Origin of the sequence: Amycolatopsis oliviviridis, from assembly GCF_014654365.1 — a bacterium.
Taxonomy (GTDB): domain Bacteria; phylum Actinomycetota; class Actinomycetes; order Mycobacteriales; family Pseudonocardiaceae; genus Amycolatopsis; species Amycolatopsis oliviviridis.
In genome coordinates this window covers 1,481,837-1,497,893 of sequence record NZ_BNAY01000001.1, presented here as the reverse complement: position 1 = coordinate 1,497,893, position 16,057 = coordinate 1,481,837, and the positions used below count along the sequence as shown (strand labels likewise).

At 67.8% G+C, this 16,057-nt stretch carries 13 protein-coding genes; 5 read left to right on the top strand and 8 right to left on the bottom strand.

The genetic code is table 11. The features are described from left to right. Positions 1-19 precede the first annotated feature (19 nt). A complete protein-coding gene (locus tag IE302_RS06490) occupies positions 20-1,360 on the top strand; it encodes a hypothetical protein (RefSeq protein WP_229907623.1) in 1,341 nt (446 codons plus the stop codon). A 97-nt stretch (positions 1,361-1,457) separates the two neighbouring features. Here the strand turns inward: IE302_RS06490 and IE302_RS06485 are convergent, their stop codons facing one another. From IE302_RS06485 to IE302_RS06470, 4 genes are read right to left on the bottom strand one after another with little or no spacing between them, the layout of a single operon-like run. Continuing rightward, positions 1,458-2,861, bottom strand: coding sequence for a GH1 family beta-glucosidase (locus IE302_RS06485; RefSeq protein WP_191253148.1), 1,404 nt, complete (start codon positions 2,859-2,861; stop codon positions 1,458-1,460). A 2-nt stretch (positions 2,862-2,863) separates the two neighbouring features. Then, entirely contained in the window at positions 2,864-3,721 is an 858-nt protein-coding gene (locus IE302_RS06480; protein ID WP_191252652.1) for a carbohydrate ABC transporter permease, read from the bottom strand. Then, positions 3,718-4,698, bottom strand: a complete 981-nt coding sequence (locus IE302_RS06475) for a carbohydrate ABC transporter permease (protein ID WP_191252651.1) — start codon at positions 4,696-4,698, stop codon at positions 3,718-3,720. The genes IE302_RS06480 and IE302_RS06475 overlap by 4 nt, the downstream gene beginning before the upstream one ends. A 3-nt stretch (positions 4,699-4,701) precedes the next feature. Beyond that, positions 4,702-6,000: an ABC transporter substrate-binding protein gene (locus IE302_RS06470; protein WP_191252650.1), complete on the bottom strand. Its 1,299-nt coding sequence runs from the start codon at positions 5,998-6,000 to the stop codon at positions 4,702-4,704. A gap of 183 nt (positions 6,001-6,183) precedes the next feature. Between IE302_RS06470 and IE302_RS06465 the strand changes: the two genes are divergently transcribed. Together IE302_RS06465 and IE302_RS06460 are read left to right on the top strand one after the other, a co-directional pair. Beyond that, positions 6,184-7,230, top strand: coding sequence for a LacI family DNA-binding transcriptional regulator (locus IE302_RS06465; protein WP_191252649.1), 1,047 nt, complete (start codon positions 6,184-6,186; stop codon positions 7,228-7,230). 90 nt (positions 7,231-7,320) lie between these two features. Continuing rightward, positions 7,321-11,070: a glycoside hydrolase family 2 TIM barrel-domain containing protein gene (locus IE302_RS06460; RefSeq protein WP_191252648.1), complete on the top strand. Its 3,750-nt coding sequence runs from the start codon at positions 7,321-7,323 to the stop codon at positions 11,068-11,070. A 108-nt stretch (positions 11,071-11,178) separates the two neighbouring features. On the opposite strand, the gene IE302_RS06455 is transcribed toward IE302_RS06460, so the two are convergent. Next, positions 11,179-11,820 carry a hypothetical protein gene (locus tag IE302_RS06455; RefSeq protein ID WP_191252647.1) on the bottom strand — a complete coding sequence of 214 codons (642 nt, stop codon included), beginning with the start codon at positions 11,818-11,820 and terminating at the stop codon, positions 11,179-11,181. Between the two features lie 269 nt (positions 11,821-12,089). Between IE302_RS06455 and IE302_RS06450 the strand changes: the two genes are divergently transcribed. Next, complete coding sequence (locus IE302_RS06450) at positions 12,090-12,494, top strand: hypothetical protein (RefSeq protein WP_191252646.1); 405 nt, start codon at positions 12,090-12,092, stop codon at positions 12,492-12,494. Here the strand turns inward: IE302_RS06450 and IE302_RS06445 are convergent. Together IE302_RS06445 and IE302_RS06440 are read right to left on the bottom strand one after the other, a co-directional pair. Further along, the gene (locus tag IE302_RS06445) at positions 12,472-12,849 is read right to left on the bottom strand and encodes a hypothetical protein (RefSeq protein WP_191252645.1); all 378 of its coding nucleotides are present in this window, start codon (positions 12,847-12,849) and stop codon (positions 12,472-12,474) included. The two genes, IE302_RS06450 and IE302_RS06445, sit on opposite strands and share 23 nt — an antisense overlap. Positions 12,850-12,888: 39 nt before the next feature. Then, the gene (locus IE302_RS06440) at positions 12,889-13,647 is read right to left on the bottom strand and encodes a serine/threonine protein kinase (RefSeq protein ID WP_229907622.1); all 759 of its coding nucleotides are present in this window, start codon (positions 13,645-13,647) and stop codon (positions 12,889-12,891) included. 97 nt (positions 13,648-13,744) lie between these two features. Here IE302_RS06440 and IE302_RS06435 point away from each other — a divergent pair, with 97 nt between their 5' ends. After that, entirely contained in the window at positions 13,745-15,106 is a 1,362-nt protein-coding gene (locus IE302_RS06435) for an MFS transporter (RefSeq protein WP_191252644.1), read from the top strand. On the opposite strand, the gene IE302_RS06430 is transcribed toward IE302_RS06435, so the two are convergent. Continuing rightward, positions 15,103-16,056 carry a prenyltransferase/squalene oxidase repeat-containing protein gene (locus IE302_RS06430; RefSeq protein ID WP_191252643.1) on the bottom strand — a complete coding sequence of 318 codons (954 nt, stop codon included), beginning with the start codon at positions 16,054-16,056 and terminating at the stop codon, positions 15,103-15,105. The two genes, IE302_RS06435 and IE302_RS06430, sit on opposite strands and share 4 nt — an antisense overlap. Position 16,057 lies beyond the last annotated feature (1 nt).

Below are 16,057 nucleotides of genomic sequence, written 5' to 3'. Positions count from 1 at the left end.
TGACCTGAAAGGCTTTTCGATGACGCCGAGTTCTCGAAGACTGATCGCGACCACGGTGACCGCACTGGGGGTGTTCGCCCTGGTCGCTTCGCCGGCGCAGGCCGCCGAGATCGCAGTTCCCTGTGATCCCGGCGTGCTGGTGCAGGCTATCGCCGATGCCAACGCCACCACGACCCCGGACACTTTGTCCTTGGCGGCGAATTGCGTCTACGCCCTCACCGCGGTCGCGGACACCACCGATAGCGCCGGGCTGCCCGCCGTCAAGGGAAAGCTCACCATAAAAGGCAACAACGCCACCATCGCCCGTGCCAAGGACGCTCCCCAGTTCCGGATCATCTCGAACTGGGGTGACCTGTCACTCGACAAGGTCACGATCACCGGTGGTCACGCCCCTGACGGCGTCGGAACCGACGCAGCCGGGAAGGGAAAGGGGGGAGAGGACGGTGGCGGCATCGAGAACTGGGGCCCGTTGACCATCACCGACAGCGTCATCACCGGCAACACCGCCGGCTCGGGCGCTCCCGGCGTCGATGCCACCGCCACCACCAGCGCCGGTACGGGTGGCAATGGAGGGTTCGGCGGTGGCATCTACTCGTACAGTTCCTCCCGGATCACGCTGACGATCACCGGTGGCTCGGTGGCCGGAAACAGCGCCGGTGCCGGTGGCAGGGGTGGCATCGGGGTGGCCGCCAACTCGGGTGGTCTTGGCGGTGTCGGCGGCTTCGGCGGCGGTGCCGTCGCTCAAGGCAGCACCGCCTTGCGGATCACCGGCAGCTCGATCACCGGTAACAGCGCCGGGGCCGGCGGGCCGGGCGGCGCGGGAGGAGCAGAACGCGCCAGAGCCGGAGGCGGCGGTCACGGTGGTACGGGTGCCGGCGTGTTCCTGGCGACCAGTCGAGGCGTGCTGCTGAATCCGGTCATCGCCGGGACCTCGATCGCCGGCAACGTGGCGGGCCGCGGTGGCGACGGCGGCGTCGCCGGGCCGGACGGATACTCCGGGTACTCCGGTGACGGAGGTTCGGGCGGCGGACTGAGCGTGTTCTCCGACAGTCTCACTCTCGACGGCGGGAAGATCAGCGACAACGCCGTGGGCGAGCCCGGGGCCGGCTCCTACCCGTTTCCCGAAGCCAGTTTCGGTGGAGGCATCTACACGCTCGGCGGGCGCGTCACGCTGGCGAACGGGGCCGTCGTGAGTGGTAACCGGCCCGACAACTGCTCTTCCGTGGCGGACGTACCGGGCTGTGTGAACGGCTCTGGTGCGCGTGCCGCCGGGGCCGACGGTCAGGAGCGGCGGGCCGCCGACCTCGCGACCGTCGAGGCCGCGGTGTCGGCCAGATCGGGTGCGCGCGTGCGCGGCTAGGTGGCTCTGGATGTCAGGAAAGGGTCTTTCAGGACGAAAAACGTCCTGAAAGACCCTTTCCTGATACTGGCCGGACCTCCACGGCGACAGATCGGCCTCAGCCCAGCCCGTTCAGACTGATCGCCCTCGCGTACCACAGCGCGCTCTGCTTCGGAGTCCGCCGCTGGGTCGCGTAGTCGACGTGCACGAGACCGAACCGTTTGGCGTACCCCTCGGCCCACTCGAAGTTGTCGAGCAGCGACCAGTAGAAGTAGCCGCGCAGGTCGACACCCGCCTCGATCGCCTCGTAAGCGGCACGCAGATGCGAGTCGAGGAAGGCGATCCGGTCGGTGTCCGCGATGTCCCCGCCGATGACGGTGTCCGGGTAGGAAGCGCCGTTTTCGGTGATGTACAGCGGGATCGGCCGATACTCGCGGTGGACGCGCAGGAGGCATTCGGTGAGCCGCGAAGGCTGGACCTCCCAGCCGGAGTCGGTGCGCGGCGCGGCTTCGTCGGGCACGAAATGGACGTCGGGGGCGCCCAGCCAGTCGGCGCCCGCCGGTTCGCTGCCGGGCAGCGGAGTACCCGCGACCTGGTAGCCGCGGTAGTAGTTGATGCCCAGCCAATCGATCGGAGCGGCGATGGTCGCGAGATCGCCGTCCCGCACGAGCTCGCCGATGCCCAGCGGGGCGAGGTCGGCCAGCAGGTCCTCGGGGTAGGAGCCACGAAGCACGGGGTCGAGGAAGAGCCGGTTCTGAAGGCCGTCGACCCGGCGTGCCGCCTCGACGTCCACAGTGGACGACGGATCCGCCGCCGACACCGGGTACAGGTTCAGGGTCACCCCGGACGCCGCCGACGGCGCGCGCCGCCGCAGGACGTCCATCGCCAGCCCGTGCCCCAGCAGGAGATGGTGCGCGGCCGCGACCGCTGCCCGGGGCTCTTGCCTGCCGGGAGCGTGGATCCCGCGCGCGTAGCCCAGCATCGCGGCACACCAAGGTTCGTTCAGGGTGGACCAGCGCGTCACTCGGTCGCCCAGCCGCGCCACGGCGGTTTCGGCGTATTCGGCGAATCGGAAGGCCGTCTCGCGCGAGGCCCAGCCGCCCTCGTCTTCCAGCGCCTGGGGGAGATCCCAGTGGTACAGCGTCGCCCAGGGCTCGACACCGGCTTCGAGAAGCCGGTCGACGAGCCGATCGTAGAACGCGATCCCTTCAGGATTCGGCGCGCCGCCGCCGGGCCGGATCCGCGGCCACGACAGGGAGAACCGGTAGGCGCCGATTCCGAGTCGCCGCATCAGATCGACGTCCTCGGCGTAGCGCCGGTAATGATCGGCGCCCGGTTCGCCGGTGTCGCCGCCCGCCACCGCGCCGGGACGGCGGGCGAAGACGTCCCAGATCGAGTCGGTGCGGCCGTCGGCGGCCGTGGCCCCTTCGACCTGGAAGGCCGCGGTGGCGGCGCCCCACACGAATCCGGGCGGGAACGGCAGCGCGGTCTTCGCCCGGACACTGTCGGGATGAGCGGACATGGTCACCCTTTCACGGCACCTTGCATGATCCCGGCCACGATCTGGCGGCCGAGGAGGAGGAAGACGATGAGGATCGGGATGGTGGCCAGCGTGGTCCCGGCCAGCACCAGCGAGTAGTCGACGTAGTAGCCGCTCTGCAGCTTCTCCAGGGCCAGCTGGACCGTGGGATTGCCGGGGTCCAGCACGACGAGCGGCCAGAGGAAGTCGTTCCACGAGGTCATGAACGTGAACATCGCCAGGATCGCCGCCGCCGGGCGGACCGCGGGCAGGCAGACGTTCCAGAAGATCCGGATCATGCTGCAGCCGTCGACCCGCGCCGCCTCGATCAGTTCGTACGGCACCGCGTCCACCGTGTACTGACGCATCCAGAAGACGCCGAACGCGGTCACCAGATTGGGCAGGATCACCGACTGGAGCCCGCCCGCCCAGCCGAATTCCGACATCGCCATGAACAACGGGATGATGCCGAGCTGGGTCGGCACGGCGAGGGTGACGACGATGAACACGAACAGCCCGTTCCGGCCGCGGAACCGCAGTTTGGCGAACGCGAACCCGGCCAGTGCCGAGAACAGCACCGTGGTGAGGGTGACCGTGCCGGACACGATCAGGCTGTTCCCGAGCGCCTTCCAGAACGGCACCGTGTCGAACACGCGCGCCGCGTTGGCGAAGAAGTTCCCGCCCGGCAGGAACGGCGGGACCCGCTCGGTGAGCATCCCGCTGTCCCGGCTGGCCACCAGGAACGACCAGTAGAACGGGAAGAGCGAGCCCAGCACGAAGATCGTGAGCACGACGTAGGTCGCCCGGCGTGGTTTGCCCAGCGCCGAGACGCTCCGCTTGAGTCCACTGTGGAGCATGGTCATTTCTTCTTCACCGCCGCGATCCTCCCGGTGAGGAAGAAGTTCACCACTGCGATCAGCACGATGATCAGGAACAGCACCCACGCGATCGCCGAGGCGTAGCCGAGTTCGTAGTTCTCGAAGGCCGTTTGGTACAGGTACAGCGTCACGGTCTGGAACTGGTTGGACGAGCCGCCGTTGTTCGACCCCGGCATGGCGTCGAACAGCTTGGGCTCGGTGAAGATCTGCAGACCGCCGATCGTCGAGGTGATCGTGACGAAGATCAGTGTCGGCTTCAGCAACGGCAGGGTGATACCGAAGAACCGGCGTACCGTGCCCGCGCCGTCGATGAGAGCGGCCTCGTGCAGTTCTTTCGGGATGGCCTGCATGGCGGCCAGGACGATCAGCGCGTTGTAGCCGGTCCAGCGCCAGTTCACCATGATCGCGATCGCGACATGGCTGCCGAACCGGCCCGCCTGCCAGTCGACGGGATCCAGCCCGATCGTCTGCAGCAGGCCGTTGACCAGGCCGTACTTGGGTCCGAACAGGTTCGCGAAGATGATCCCGAGCGCCACCAGGCTGGCGGCGTAGGGGAGCAGGACGCCGACCCGCCACCCGGTCGCCCCGCGCAGCCGGGCGCTGAGCAGCGCCGCCAGGAGTACCGCGATGATCAGCTGGGGGATGCTGGAGAGCAGGAAGATGCTGACGGTGTTCTCGAGCGCGTTCCAGAACTGCGTGTCCGCGAACAGTTCCTTGAAGTTGTCCAGCCCGATGAAGTCCGGATCGTCGTCACCGGCTTCCCAGCTGAACAGCGACACGTACGCCGTGTAGAGCAACGGGAACAGCCCGACGATCCCGAAGACGACGAAGAACGGGGCGATGTAGAGGTACGGCGAGACCTTGACGTCCCAGCGGCTGAGCCGGTGGCGGAGGGTGGGCCGGGGCGACGTGCGCGCCCCGGCCTCCTGTTCGTCCGGCGTGATCTTGTCGACGACGGTCATCGGTCAGCGCGTGATCTTCTTCGCGGCGTCGAGCAGTTGCGTCCAGCCCTCGTCCGCCGATTTGCCCTGTTCGACGGCCTGGAGCGCCGGGCTCGACGCGTTCTCCTGGATCTGGCCGTCGCCGGGGCCCTTGTACTGCGGCTTGGCGACCTTCTTGGCCTGCTCGGCGAACAACCGGCCGATCTTCGCGCCGCCGAAGTAGGCGTCGGTCTCACCGAGCAGCGCCGGATCCTCCAGCGCCTTGACCTGGCTGGGGAAGGTGCCCTTCGCCTGGAACGCCTTGATCTGCTGCTCGGGCGCGGTCAGCCAGGCGGCGAGTTCGGCCGCCTCTTTCGGATGCTTCGACTGCGTGGGCACTGTCAGGTACGAACCGCCCCAGTTCCCGCCGCCGCCGGGGAAGGCCGCGGTGACCGCCCACTTGCCGGCGTTCTCCGGACCGGAGTGCTCCTCGATCACGCCGAGCATCCAGGCGGGGCACACCTTCGTGGCGAAGGCGCCCTGCTTGAAACCGGAGTTCCACTCGTTGCTGAACGCGGTCAGCTTGGCTGACTGTCCTTTCACGACAGCGCCGGTCACCTTGGCCCAGGCGTCCTTGATGCCCTGGTTGGACTCCAGGGTCGGCTTGTCGTCGGGCCCGATGTACCCGGTGGGAAGCTGGTTGACCATGGCGTTGAAGTTCTGTGCGGCCGAGTCGAACCACGCCTTCCCGCCGGTCTTGCCGACGTACTGGTCGCCCGCGGCGAAATAGCTTTCCCAGCTCGCGAACAGGGGCTTGACCGCTTCGGGATCGGACGGCAGCCCGGCCGCCTCCAGCATGTCCTTGCGGTAGCACATGGCCAGTGGGCCGATGTCCGTGCCGTAGCCGATGACCTTGCCGTCCTTGGTCTTCGCCGCGTCGTATTTCCAGCCGAGCCAGCGGTCCGGGGAGGTTTCCGCCGGGCCGATCTTGGTCAGGTCGTTGAACTTCGAGCCCTTGTCGAGGACGTTCGACAGATGCCCTTCCTCGACCGCGGTGACGTCGGCGAGGCCGGAACCCGCCGCCAGTTTCGTGATCAGGTCCTGGTGGTACGGCCCGCCCTGGCCGGTCTTCCGGTGGGTGATCTTGATGTTCGGGTGCAGCCGCTCGTACTCGGGAATGAGCGCCTCGTAGCCGAACTCGGTGAACGTCGCCAGTGACAGCTCGACCTTCGCGTTCGGATCCGACGCGGCGGGCGCCCCGCCGTCGTCACCGCCGCACGCCGCCAGGCCGAACGTCATCGTGATACCCAGTGTCAGCACCAGGCCGTTCCGGATCCTTCTCACGTCTTTGTCCCTTGCTGATGGGGGTGAAGGAGAAACTGGGAGCGCTCCCAGGGATGCGCAGAGTTTGTCCCCCGAGGCGAGATCGTGTCAAGGGCCTGTAATGAGAGTGTTTCCGACAGGGAGCGCTCTCAGTGCCGATGGCCGCCGGACACTAAGCTGTCGGTGTCCGGAAGACGCTGAAGGGTGAAGGTGACGCGGGTGGGGGCTCGACCAGAGGAAGACGGCAGGCCGACGCTGGAAGACGTCGCCGCGTCCGCCGGGGTCAGCCGGTCGACGGCGTCCCGGGCGCTGAACGACGACGGCTACGTCAGCGCGCGTTCGCGGGAGAAGGTCCAGGCGGCGGCCCGTGAACTCGGCTACTCGCCGAACCAGGCGGCCCGGTCGCTGGTGACCAGGCGGACCGGCGCGGTCGCGGTCGTGCTGTCGGAGCCGGAGGCGCGGCTGCTCGACGACCCGTACCGCACCGCGGTCATGCGGGCGGGCTATCGCGAACTCGCCGACATCGGCTGCCAGATGGTCTTGATCTTCAGTGACACCCGCGAGGATCTCGACCGCACGGTCCGGTTCCTCGACGGCGGGCACGTCGACGGCGTGCTGGTGTTCGCGCCGCACCGGACCGACCCATTGCCCAAGGCGTTGCGGCAGTTGAGGATCCCGGTGGTGTACGGCGGGCAGGCGGCCGGGCTCAGACGGGGTGTCCACGTCGTCGACTTCGACAACGAGGGCGGCGCGAAACTGGCGGTCGCGCATCTGGTCGAGTCGGGCCACCGCCGGATCGCCACGATCGCCGGCCCACAGGACCAGAGCGCGGCGATCGACCGGCTTTCCGGCTGGCGCAAGACCCTGCTCGACGCGGGACTCGACCCGGCGGACCTGGTCGAAGAGGGCGACTTCACGCTGACAGGCGGGGCGAAGGCGATGTCGAACCTGCTCGCGCGGCGTCCCGACCTCGACGCCGTCTTCGTGGCCAGCGACATGATGGCCCTCGGCGCGCTCCGGACCCTGCATTCCGCCGGACGGCGGATCCCCTCGGACGTCGCCGTCGTCAGCTTCGACGACAACGCGACGCTGGCACCGGAGATGGACCCGCCGCTGACGTCGGTCCACCAGGATCCGCGGGAACAGGTCCACGCGATGGTCGAGACGCTGCTCGCGGTGATGGACGACCGGGACCTCAAGCCCCGCCAACGGATCTTGCCGGTCTCGCTCACGCATCGCGCCTCCAGCTGAATTCGATCTCTGGCTTCCTTCCGGTGACGATTTACGAGATCGTCGAGGAGTCGGTCATCAGCCGACGGTCCCTCATCGGGAGGTAACGCAGTGCCGCGCATACGCCTCATCGTCTTGAGCCTGATGGTCGTCGCCGGTTCCCTGGCCGGCGCCGGATCGCCGGCCGCCGCAGACGGACCACCAGGTGACGTTCAGTCCTACCTCGACGATCCACGGAGGGTTTCGGAAGGACAGGAGCCACCGCACGCCTTCCTTCGTCCGTATGCCGACGTCTCCGCCGCCGCTCGCCGGGACGAGCTGAGCCCGTACACCCGGTCGCTCGACGGCAAATGGCGGATCGCGATGGCGGACAACCCGTCGCAGGTCCCGGCCGGATTCCACGACGACGGCTACGACGCGTCGGGCTGGCGTGAGGTGTCCGTGCCGCACACCTGGCAGACGGACGGCCTCGACCACCCGATCTTCCGCAACATCGCCACCGAGATCCAGCCGGACGACCCGCCGCGCGTCCCGCGTGACGTCAACCCGACCGGCGCCTACGTCCGCGACTTCGACCTCCCCGCGGACTGGGCGGAGCGCAGGACGTTCCTCCGGTTCGACGGGGTGACGTCGGCCTACTTCGTCTGGGTCAACGGGCAGTACGTCGGCTACGACCAGGGCGGCTACACGCCGGCGGAGTTCGATCTCTCGTCCGTGCTGCGGCCGGGACCGAACCGGATCGCCGTGCAGGTGCACCGCTGGAGCGCGGGCGCCTATCTGGAGGACGTCGACCAGTGGCGGTACTCGGGCATCTTCCGCTCGGTGACCCTGCACTCGGCGCCGGGGACGTTCATCCAGGACGTCGGGCTGACGACCGACCTGGACGCGACCTACACCGACGCCACCCTGAAGGCCGCCGTCGAGGTCGCCGCCAAACCCGGCGGGACCACGGGCAGGCACCGCGTCGGGTTGAGCCTGCGCGACGCGTCGGGCAAGGAGGTCGGGACCACGAGCGGCGAGATCGACGCGGGTGGGAAGACGTCGCTCAGCCTGCCCGTCCGTGACCCGGCGAAGTGGACCGACGAGACACCGAACCTGTACACCGCCGTCCTCACGCTGACCGCGCCCGACGGCCGGGTCACGCACATCACCAGCGAGACGGTCGGGTTCCGCGAGATCGAGATCCGCGACAAGCAGCTGCTGGTCAACGGGAAACGGGTGCTGTTCAAGGGCGTCAACCGCGCGGAGACCGATCCCGATCACGGCAGGCACGCACCCCGCGCCGCGCAGGAACGCGACGTCGCGCTGATGAAGCAGCTCAACGTCAACGCCGTCCGCACCTCGCACTACCCGTCGGATCCGTACTTCTACGAACTGGCCGACCGGCACGGGCTCTGGATCGACGACGAGATCGACATCGAGACCCACAACCACGAGAACTGCGCGAGCTACTGCCAGGCGAACGACCCGGCCTGGCGGGACGCGTTCTTCGACCGCATGATCGGCATGGTCGAACGGGACAAGAACCATCCGAGTGTCTTCCTCTGGGACACCGGCAACGAGGCCGGTCTCGGCGCGCATCACTTCGCCCTGGCGGAATGGCTGAAAGCGAACGAGCCGACCCGGCCGATCTACCACCAGTCCAACAGCCCCGACGGCGACGCGCCGTTCGCCGACGTCTGGGGGCCGCGGTATCCGTCCCCGGAGAAGTTCGCCGAGCAGGCGAAGAACACCACCAAACCGCTGATCTTCGGCGAGTACGCCCATGCGATGGGCAACAGCTTGGGGAACTTCCGGGAGTTCTGGGACACCATCCGGGCGAATCCGCAGACCCAGGGCGGGTTCATCTGGGACTGGGCGGAGCAGAACATCCGGCAACGGATCCGCACCACCCCGGACTCGTCCGGCAACGACATCTCGGCGCATGTGACCGGCAAACCGGAGCTGGTCGACGGACATCGCGGCAAGGCGCTGGGGCTGTCCGGATTGGACGACTTCGTCGAGGTCTACCGCGACCGGAAACTCGACATCACCGGCAAGGCGCTGACCCTCGACGCGTGGGTGAAGCCTGGGAAATGGACCGGTGACTTCCGCATCCTCGGCAAGGGAGACCATCAGTACGCGCTCAAGATGAAGACGCAGGACACCCTGGAGTTCTTCATCCACAGTGGAACGTGGCAGGCGGTCCAGGCCAAGGTGCCGTCCGACTTCTACGGCGACTGGCACCGGGTGAGCGGGACCTACGACGGCACGGCCCTGCGGCTCTACCTCGACGGCAAGGAGATCGGGAGCAAGCCGTTCACCGGCGCGATCGACTCGTCGTCGGCGGAGGTCAACATCGGCCGTGACTTCGAGACGTCGTGGAACGACCCGTCGAGCATCGGCTGGATGGGGCGCGGCGCCGTCGACGACGTCCGCATCTACGACAAGCCGCTGTCGGCCGCGGACCTGTCCGGTGCCACTCCGGTGGGCGGCGCTGTCCTGGCGCTGGACTTCGACAGCGTGGCGGACCGGGGGAGTCACCTGTCCTACGGCTCCAGTCTGTCCGGTGTGGACGGTCTGATCGGCTCGGACCGTTCGGCACAGCCGGAGACCGCGCAGATGGCGTGGGCGCACCAGCCGCTCCGGTTCGCCTACTCGGGCGGGGCCTTGTCGGTGACCAACGAACGGCAGTTCAAGGGCACCGACGAGCTGAACCTGCGGTGGCGGATCCAGGAAGGCTCCCGGATCGTCGCCCGCGGCGAGCAGCCGTTGCGGGTCGCCGCCGGATCGACCGGACAGGTCTCCCTGCCGGCGCCGCCGAACGCCGCGGACCGCGAGCGGTTCCTCACCGTCGAGGCCGTGACGACGCGGAACGATCCCATGCTCGCGAAGGGGCACGTCCTGGCGCACGACCAGTTCTCCTTGGGCGGCAAGCGGGTTCCAGGCCTGGACCGGACACCTCTCGACGGAAAGTCCGTCGACGTCGTCGAGAACGCGGCATCGGTCACGGCGTCGGCCGCCGGTGTCACGTACAAAGTGGACAAAGCCACCGGCGCGCTGACCTCGATCCGGCACCAGGGCAAGGAACTGCTCAGTGGCGGGCCGAAGCTCGACGCGTGGCGGGCGCCGATCAGCAACGAGACCTTCGCCTGGGGCCGGGCCGAGGGTGAGGACTGGCGCAAGGCAGGCCTGGACCGGTTGAAGACCACCGTCACGGGTGTCCGGGTCGAGAAGGACGGGTCGCGCGGCGTGCGGGTGATCGTGGACGGCCGGGTCGCGGCGCCGGACGTCACCGGGGCGTGGTTCGACCAGACGATGACCTACGCCGTCGACCGGACCGGGACGCTGAGCCTCGGGAACCGCGTGGTGCCGCAGGGGAGTGTGCGTACGCTGCCGTACCTGCCCCGGATCGGTGTCTCACTGGCGGTGCCGGACCGGTACGACCGCTTCGCCTGGTACGGGCGGAAGGCCGAGAGCTACGTCGACCGCAAGGACGGCACACCGATCGGCGTGCAGTCGAGCACGGTGGACGAGCAGTACGTCGAGTACCACCGGCCGCAGGATCACGGCAACCACACCGACAGCCGATGGGCGCTGCTCACCGACGGCCGGACCGGCGGCCTGCTGGTCGGGGGAGCGAACGACGTCAGCGTGACCCCGTTCGACGATCTCGACCGGGCGGCGTACCCGTTCCAGCTGCAGCGCAACAAGGGCTGGTTCACGCTGCACGCGAGCCACGCCGTGACCGGGGTCGGGGACACGCCCAACCCGGTGCGGGAACGCAGTCAGGTCCAGCAGGACCGCACCTACGAGTACACGCTGTCGCTGCGGCCGCTGACCTCGCAGGAAGCGCGAGCGGGGCTGCCGACCGGCGGCTGACCTCCGGGTCTCGTGCGTCCGGACGTCGCGAAAGCCACTTTCAGGGCATCAGGTGTCCTGAAAATGGCTTTCGCGACACCGGTCGGCCCCACGTGACCGGCCGTTTTGTCACCGGAACACTTTGTAGTTGATCACCATGTAGCCGGAATTGTCGTCGATCTTGACGTCATTCACGCTGATCCAGCCGGCCGTCCCCTTGGACGTCCGCAGACACTGTTGGCCACCGGCGAATATCACCTGCGGTCCGGGAACCGCGTCCTTTCCCTCGGAAACGACCTTCGGGCACTGCTCCTTGGCTTCTTTTTCGGTCCCGTAGTAGTAGAATAGGCCTTTTCGGTTGGAGGTCAAATTTCCTCCGTCGTAGTAGAGGTCGATGTCGCCGTTGGGGCCGGTCGTGGACACCGGGACGACGTTGGGGCCGTCGAGGTCGACGCCCGTCTTCGCGTCGAGCTTCACTTGTTCGGGAACGGCTTCACCAGGTGTGCTCTGCTGTTGCGGTGCGACGGCGGCGGCTTGCGACGAGGAACCGGGCGTGGCCGGTGCCCCACGATCCTCGGCGCCTTTCGCGGGCTGCGCACCACTGTTGATGAGCGCCACGACCACCGTGGCCACCGCGCCTATCACCGCGGTTATGACGGCGGCCAGAATCGCTCCACGGCGAGTGACGTGCGCCGCGGTCACCGACGGATCCGAGTGTTTCCCGGTTCCGGCCCGGGCGGTTTTGGACTGAGCGCGGTCGTTGTTCGTCACATTTTCTCCCCTGTCGAAAAGATGCCGGAGGAGACTACAACAAGATCGAAGAGAGATAAGGGTTGCGGTCGGTGAGATTCGGTGGCCAAGAATTATCGCCGCAACGTCCGGCGATGCGATCATGGCGCGGTCGTTCACTCCACAGGGCTAAATGTTCGGTATCGGAACACGTACGGGCCGCCGCTGTCCGGGTGAAGTCGGGGCGTGCGCGGTTTCTCCGCCCGGGTAGTCGCTAGTCTTGATCTTCGACTGCGAGGGAGACTGAATTCATGGCGGAATGGGCCGATCTGGTCGCGTTCGTACGACACGAATATCGGGTGGTAAAGGACGAACCGGACGAAGTTCGCATCCGGTTGTCCTACGGCGACGACGATTACGAGGAGCGGGCCCAGACCGTGGTCATCGCGCGGGAGATCTTCGACCGTCGCGAGGACTGGGTGCAGATCGCGACGCCGTTCGCGCGGGTCGACGAGGTCGACCTGGCGACCGTGCTGACCGAGATCGGCAACACGATCGTCGTCGGCGGGCTGGTGGTCATGGGAGAACACCTGGTGCTGCGCCATTCCCTGCCGCTGGTGAACCTCGACATCAACGAGTTCACCGACCCGCTCGAACTCGTCGCGGGTTCGGCGGAGCTGCTGGAACAGCAGTTCACCGGCCGCGACGACTACTGACCTCGGTGACCTCCTCGAAGGAGGTCACGCGTTCGCATTCCTCTTCGGTGAGCTTGTTGATCGCTGCCCGGTACGCCTGCGCTTGGGCCGTACTGGGCAGTTCACCGTCGAGGAGACCCGGAAGGCCGAGGCCGTTGCCGCAGTCTGTGCAGGACAACCTGTCGAGAGCGGCGTCGACCACTCGCCACTCGAACGCCGACGTGTCGGCGACGACCATGTCGGCGAGGTCGGTCTCTTCCTTGGCTCCGGCGGCGACGCCGTATTCCGCGAGGAACAGTCGCCAGCGGCCGTCGATGGTCGCTTCGACGGCCGACAAGGCCTCGGCGGGACGGCCGCCGCGCGGAAGAGCGGTCATGAACGGGCACCTTAACGGCATCAGTCCTGATCGCGATCGCTATTTCGCGCTGAGCAGGGTGTCGGCGTCGATGCAGAGGCGCCCGTCCTGGGAAACGACTGTCAGCTCGTGGGTTTCCGTCGGGGAGGGGCGGCCGTCGCGGTAGTGCAGCGTGATGCGGACCCGGACAGTCTTCGCGGAGGTGGCCGTCGCGCTGTGGACGTCCACCGCGCTGATCCGGCCCCAATGGGCTTCGTAATCGCTCAGTCCGCGGCGCTGGAGATTCGGCCCGATGAGCGGCCAGCCCGCCTTGGTGTCCGGCATCAGCCGGTAATACCCGGTGACGAACATGGCGATGTCCTCGTTCGAGGCAGCCCGGGGCACGGTGGACGTCGTGACGGGGACGGGGAGCGTGGTGGTCGTCGACGACGGCGGAGGTGTCGGACGTGGTTCGACCACGGCGGGGAGCGGTGTCCCGGCGGTCTGGATCGAGCCGGCGAAGTGGACGCCCACGAAAATGGCCGCCAGCAACGAACCCGACACGCCCAGGATCAGGAACACCAGCCAGACGTTGACCTGTGAGTGGTGGACGTTGTAGACGTTCGTCGTACCGGCGGATTTCGCGCCGTCGCCGTCGCGGCGGCTGAGGACCTGCGAGATTCCGCTGATCAGACCGGTCGCGACGGTGAACGCGACGACGAGACCCCAGGCCAGGAAGTTGGTCTTGAGGTCGGTCGCGAAATTGATCGCCGTGCCGAGGGCCGCGGCGATGAAGGCGCCGAGCAAGGACCAGAACCACACAGAACCCGCCCGGTTCAAGATCGTCTCCTTCGTGTGACGAAGCCGTCGGTTTACAACTCGCGAGGTGGGCAGGCCTCGTTACGGCAGGTCGTGTCCGTGGCCCTATCGTGATCGGGTGCGTACTGGGGGAACGGCGACGACTTCTTCCAAATGGGGCGGACTCGTGGCCCTGCTCGCGGGATTCTTCGTACTCCTGCTCGACACGACGATCGTCGCCGTGGCGAGCCCGCGGATCCAAGCCGATCTCGGTGGGGACGTCGCCGCGCTGTTCTGGGTGACGGCGGGCTACTTGCTCGCGTTCTCGGTCCCGCTGCTGGTCGCCGGGCGGCTCGGCGACCTCTTCGATCCGAAGCGCGTCTACCTGTTCGGGATGACGGGCTTCGCGGTGTCCTCCGCACTGTGCGGCCTCGCGCCTTCGATCGAATGGCTGATCGTCTTCCGGATCTTGCAAGGGCTGGCCGCGGCCACGATGTCCCCTCAGCCGCTGACGCTGATCCGGCGCCTGTTCGCCGAGGACGAGCGGGGCCGCGCGTTCGGCATCTGGGGTTCCGTCGCCGCCGCGGCCACCTTGCTCGGACCGATCCTGGGCGGGCTGCTGACGGCGAGCCTCGATTGGCGCTGGATCTTCCTGGTCAACGTCCCCGTCTGCGGCATCGCCGTCGTCATGGGAATCCGTCTGATTCCGGGCAGCCCGGGTGGCGTCGCCCGGTTCGACCTGCTCGGTGCCACGCTGAGCACGGCCGGTCTGACTCTCCTCGTTTGGGCTCTGCTGTCCTGGAACGCCCTCTCCTTGCCGGCGGCCGTCATCGCCGTCGTACTGCTCGCCGGTTTCTGTCTCCGGGAACGCGGCCAAGGTGCGGACGCACTCGCGCCCCTTCGGCTCTACCGATCGTCCGGATACCTGAACGCGAGCATCGCGATGGCGTCCCTCGGCGCGACGGTCCTCGCGATGCCGCTCCCCACCATGCTGTATCTCCAAGACGAACGCGGTTTCGGCCCTTTCGAAGCAGCCGTGGCCCTCGCGCCGGACGCCGTCGTCGCGATCCTGCTGTCGCCTCCGGCCGGCCGCTGGGTCGACCGGGTGGGCGGGCGCCGACCGGCGATACTCGGCATGAGCCTCCTCGCGGTGAGCTTGCTGCTCATGGGACTCGTGGTCGTGCTGAAGCTCAATCCCTGGTGGATCACGGTGGGCGCCGCGCTCCTGGGCGCTGCCAACGCGATGGCCTGGTCACCTCTGTCCGCCATCGCCATGGCGTCCGTGGACCCGGACGCGGCGGGTGGTGCCTCGGGCCTGTTCAACACGGTCCGGCAGGTCGGTGCGGTGGCGGGTGTGGCGGTGACCGGCGCGATCCTGGCGGCGCTCGAAGCAACGCCTGTCTTGGCTTTCGGCGTCGTGTTCGGGTTCATTCTTCTTGTTGCGGTGGTTGGTGTTTTCGCCGCGTTTCGGCTTCCCGCGCGAACGCATTTAGAGGACTAAATGCGGCTTTCGAGATCCCACCAGTTCAGGACCCGCGTGCCGTACAGGGTCAGCCACTTCGACGGCTCACCGGCCCCGACGTCGACCTCGAACCACACCCGCCCGGCATGCCGATGCGCCTGCAGCCAGGTCCCGTCCGGCTGCCGGGCGGCACGGATGAGCTCGACGGCTTCGGCCATCCGCGGGTCCGGAGCGGTGCCGTCGTGCAGGGAGGCCTCACGGAAGTAGTCGGCCGCGTTCAGCACGTCGTAGAACCAGCGGAACGGGTAAGCGAAGACGGCGATCCACGGCGCGATGACCGCACCGGTCGACAGCCGCCGGAACAAACCGCGCTCCAGCAGGTACTCCTCACCCATGCGCCGGGCAGCCCTCGAAGCCGAGGTGCCGCCGGTCGCGGTCTCGAAGGCGAGCAGGCCCTTGAGCGAGTTCAGCGTCGAGTGCACGGACGAGCGCCGGGAACCCGAGACCCATTCGCAGTTCCAGCCACCGTCGGGTTGCTGGTGCTCCGGGAACCACGAAGCTAGGGAGGTGACGTCGGCGCCCAGCCACAGGCCGTTGGCGAGGGTCCACGCGTTGATGCAGCAGTCGACTTCGCCGCCCCAGTACGGCAGGTCGTCGTACTCCCACCGGCTGTTCTTCGCGAGGAGTTCGGCGGTCCCGCGCAGGACGCCGGCGTCCATTCCCCACTCTCGCAGGGTGTTCAGCGACCACGTCGTCGCCGTCCACGGCTGCCCGTCTTCCTCGCCGGAAAAGCCGGAGAACCCGGCCGGGAAGAACGCGCCGCCCGCCCACTGGCCGTCGGGGTCCTGGTGGGCGAGCAGACGCGCGCCGAATCCTTCGGTCGCGATCCGTGCCCGCGTCGCCTCCCAGACCTCGGGCGGTTCGTGCGCGAGGTCGCGTTCCACCTGCCAGCGAAGGGCAGGATCGGAGTCGAGCAGCCACGGGATCATG

Bases quoted from the DNA above. Each gene is read 5' to 3' on its own strand.
- IE302_RS06490 (WP_229907623.1), top strand. From the start codon at position 20: ATGACGCCGAGTTCTCGAAGACTGATCGCGACCACGGTGACCGCACTG.
- IE302_RS06445 (WP_191252645.1), bottom strand. From the start codon at position 12,849: ATGACCGCTCTTCCGCGCGGCGGCCGTCCCGCCGAGGCCTTGTCGGCC.
- IE302_RS06485 (WP_191253148.1), bottom strand. From the start codon at position 2,861: ATGTCCGCTCATCCCGACAGTGTCCGGGCGAAGACCGCGCTGCCGTTC.
- IE302_RS06475 (WP_191252651.1), bottom strand. From the start codon at position 4,698: ATGACCGTCGTCGACAAGATCACGCCGGACGAACAGGAGGCCGGGGCG.
- IE302_RS06450 (WP_191252646.1), top strand. From the start codon at position 12,090: ATGGCGGAATGGGCCGATCTGGTCGCGTTCGTACGACACGAATATCGG.
- IE302_RS06430 (WP_191252643.1), bottom strand. From the start codon at position 16,056: ATGATCCCGTGGCTGCTCGACTCCGATCCTGCCCTTCGCTGGCAGGTG.
- IE302_RS06480 (WP_191252652.1), bottom strand. From the start codon at position 3,721: ATGACCATGCTCCACAGTGGACTCAAGCGGAGCGTCTCGGCGCTGGGC.